Raw genomic sequence first — 3,144 nt, 5'->3', positions numbered from 1 at the left:
GACGCGGACCCGGAGTGGATGAGCTTCTACGGCGAGGCCGAGCTGGCGGGTCTGGAGGCGCAGTGCTGGTCCACGCTGGGCGACTGGCGGCGGGCGTCCCGGCAGGCGCGGCGCGCCGCGCAGGCCCAGGATCCGCACTTCACCCGCAACATCGCGCTCTACACCGCCGAGCTCGCCGACGACCTCGCCCGCGAGGGCCGTCCCGACGAGGCGGCGGAGGCCGGCCTGCGGGTCCTCGCGCTGCTGGACCAGGTCCAGTCCTCGCGCATCCAGGGGATGCTGGCCGGAACGGCACGGGTACTGCTGCCGCACCGGCGGGCGTCGGGGGTCGCGGAGTTCCTGGAACGCCACGCCTCGCACAAGGGACCGCGTCCGGTACGGGGCGGGGAGCCGGCATAGTCACCGACCCCGGCCCGGCACGTCATCAACGCCGGGCCGGCACGTCACCGCGTCCGCAGGCCGGCGCCTCAGCGGTCCGGGGCGGGGGGGACGCATCTCACGTTCCGGGGTGGGGCGGCGTCACCGGTCCCGGGTGCCCCCCGTCAGCCGGCCAGGTGCCCCACGTCGTTCCAGTTCTCGATCGCCGGCTCGCCGTACGCCCAGCCCAGCACGGACAGCGACGTGGGGTTCAGCCGGATGCGGGCCGCGAAGTCCAGCGGCAGCCCCAGCCACCGCGCCCCGATCGACCGCAGGATGTGCCCGTGGGCGAAGACGAGGACGTCGCGGTCGGCCGAGCGGGCCCACGACACCACCTCGTCGGCGCGCGCGGCGACCTCGGCGACGGACTCGCCCTCCGGGACCCCGTCCCGCCAGATCAGCCAGCCCGGCCGGACCGCCTGGATCTCCGCCGGGGTCATCCCCTCGTACGCGCCGTAGTCCCACTCCATCAGCGTGTCCCAGCGCTCGGCCCGGTCGCCGAACCCGGCGAGTTCGCACGTCTCGCGCGCGCGGGAGAGCGGGCTGGTGCGTATCTCCACGTCCGGCAGCCCGTCCAGCGGGGCGCGGTGCAGCCGCTCGCCGAGCAGCTTGGCCCCGTGCCGGCCCTCCTCCAGCAGCGGCACATCGGTCCTGCCGGTGTGCTTGCCGGACAGCGACCAGGAGGTCTGTCCGTGCCGGGCCAGCAGGATGCGCGGTGCCATGGGAGACCTCTCCGGAAAGGGTGACGCCCCGGGGACGTCACGGAAGCTACGGGTGTTGTCGGCCCCTCCATCATCGCTCACCCCACCGACAGGCAACCCCGCGGGCGGGTCCGGCGTCTTCCAGGTCCGGACGCGCACCGGGTGCGGCCGACGGGCCCCTCATGGGCGCCGTAGGGACACCGTAAAGTGGCACGGTCGCCCGCCGGGGCGCGCGTACCGCACACCGCAGAAGGGGGAGGGCGATCGGATTGCCGCAGACCGAGACACCGGGCACCGAGGTGGCCCTCCGTCCCCGGCCGCGCTGGTGGACCGAGCTGCCGCTGATCCTGCTGGTCTACGGCTGCTACTCGGCCGGCCGGCTCCTCGCGCGCGGTGACGTCTCCGGCGCCGTCGACCACGGCCTGGCGATCCTGCGCATCGAGAAGGCCCTGCACCTCAACGCCGAGCACCCGCTGAACCGGCTGTTCACCCGGGAGCCCTGGCTCGGTGTGCCGGCCGACTTCTGGTACGCCTCGCTGCACTACCTGGTCACGCCCGCCATCCTGGTGTGGCTCTTCCGCGCGCGTGCCCCGCACTACCGGGCCGCGCGCACCTGGCTGCTGGCGTCCACCTTCATCGGTCTGATCGGCTTCACCCTGCTGCCGACCTGCCCGCCCCGGCTGCTGGACGCCGGCCACGGCTTCGTGGACACCATGGCGCAGTACAGCTCGTACGGCTGGTGGGGCGGCGAGGCCAGCGCCCCGCGCGGCATGGGCGGCATGACCAACCAGTACGCGGCGATGCCGAGCCTGCACGTGGGCTGGGCGCTGTGGTGCGGGGTGATGCTGTGGCGCCACGGCGGCACCCGTCTGGCGAGGGTCCTCGGTGTCGTCTACCCGCTGCTGACCGCGATCGTGGTCATGGGCACCGCCAACCACTACCTCCTGGACGCGGTCGCGGGCGTCGCCGTGATGGGTGTCGGCTACCTGCTGGCGCCGCCCCTCGTGCGGGCGGTGGACCGGCTCCGGGACCGGCTGTCGCGGCCCGCCGCACCGGCCGTTTCCGGCACGCGTTCCCCGATTGTCAGTGCCGGATGCCAGACTTCGGCGGGTGAGCGAATTCCACGGCAGCGCGAGTCGCGGCTCGGCCCCGCGGCCGGACCGGACGCCCCCGCCACCGACGCGGGCGAAGGGGCTCCGACACCGGCTCGCTGAGCTGCGCGGTCCCGACGTACCGGCCAAGGCCCTGGACGCCCGTGCCCTCGCGGCGCTCGCCGCGAACCCCGGGTGCGCCCGGCGGGCGATCCTGGACGGAGCCGGGGTGGACAAGGCCCGGCTGGCGACGGCGCTGGGCGCTCCGTCCGGCTTCGGGCAGTCGCAGTTCGCGCTGACCCGGGGCAACGCGTTCGAGGCGCGGGTGAAGGCGGACGGCGGCGCGGAGCTGCTGCGGCTGGTGCACGCCCGGCTCGACCCGGGCGCCGAGCCGCCGGTCGGCGCGGCCGTGCCCGATCTGAGCGCGCACGGCCCCGAGGGGCGTACGGCCCGTACGGCGCTGGCGCTGCGCGAGGCCACCCGGGCGGGCGGCTGGACGCTGCTGGACCATCCGATGCTCGCCCTGGACGTGGCCGGTTCGCCCGCCTTCCTGGAGCCGGACGCGGTGGTGGTGCACCCGGACGGCGGCTGGTCGGTGGTGGAGATCAAGTCCTTCCCGATGGTGGACGGCGCCGCCGACCCGGCGAAGGTGGGCGCGGCGGCCCGGCAGGCGGCGGTGTACGTGCTGGCGCTGGAGCAGGTCGCCGCCCGCCTCGACCCCGTCCCCGAGGTGCGCCACCAGGTGCTGCTGGTGTGCCCCAGGGACTTCTCGAACCTGCCCGCGGGTTCCGCCGTGGACATCCGCAGGCAGCGCGCGGTCACCGCCCGCCAGCTCGCCCGGCTCACCCGGATCGAGGAGATCGCCGACACGCTGCCCGAGGGCACGTGCTTCGCGCCCGACCGGCCCGCCGAGGAGCTGACGGCGGCGGTGGAGG

Annotated in this window: 3 protein-coding genes and 1 pseudogene; 3 read left to right on the top strand and 1 reads right to left on the bottom strand. The window is 75.2% G+C overall.

Going from position 1 to position 3,144, the window contains the following annotated elements; genetic code table 11:
* Nucleotides 1–399, top strand: a pseudogene (locus tag H5J33_RS28940) (hypothetical protein); the annotation flags it as partial.
* Nucleotides 400–542: 143 nt separating this feature from the next.
* Here the strand turns inward: H5J33_RS28940 and H5J33_RS28935 are convergent.
* Nucleotides 543–1,139: a histidine phosphatase family protein gene (locus H5J33_RS28935; RefSeq protein ID WP_181797772.1), complete on the bottom strand. Its 597-nt coding sequence runs from the start codon at nt 1,137–1,139 to the stop codon at nt 543–545.
* A 248-nt stretch (nt 1,140–1,387) separates the two neighbouring features.
* On the opposite strand from H5J33_RS28935, the gene H5J33_RS28930 reads away from it, so the two are divergent.
* Together H5J33_RS28930 and H5J33_RS28925 are read left to right on the top strand one after the other, a co-directional pair.
* Nucleotides 1,388–2,332, top strand: a complete 945-nt coding sequence (locus H5J33_RS28930) for a phosphatase PAP2 family protein (protein ID WP_181797771.1) — start codon at nt 1,388–1,390, stop codon at nt 2,330–2,332.
* Nucleotides 2,229–3,144, top strand: a 916-nt coding sequence (locus tag H5J33_RS28925; RefSeq protein WP_399552950.1) for a hypothetical protein, incomplete at its 3' end; no start/stop codon positions are given. The genes H5J33_RS28930 and H5J33_RS28925, both read left to right, overlap by 104 nt.

Origin of the sequence: Streptomyces sp. WELS2, from assembly GCF_013870595.1 — a bacterium.
GTDB lineage: Bacteria > Actinomycetota > Actinomycetes > Streptomycetales > Streptomycetaceae > Streptomyces.
The sequence above is the reverse complement of the archived record's forward strand: the minus strand, read 5'-3'. Positions and strand labels throughout refer to the sequence as shown.

Coding starts and splice junctions, on each gene's coding strand:
- H5J33_RS28935 (WP_181797772.1), bottom strand. CDS start 1,139: ATGGCACCGCGCATCCTGCTGGCCCGGCACGGACAGACCTCCTGGTCG.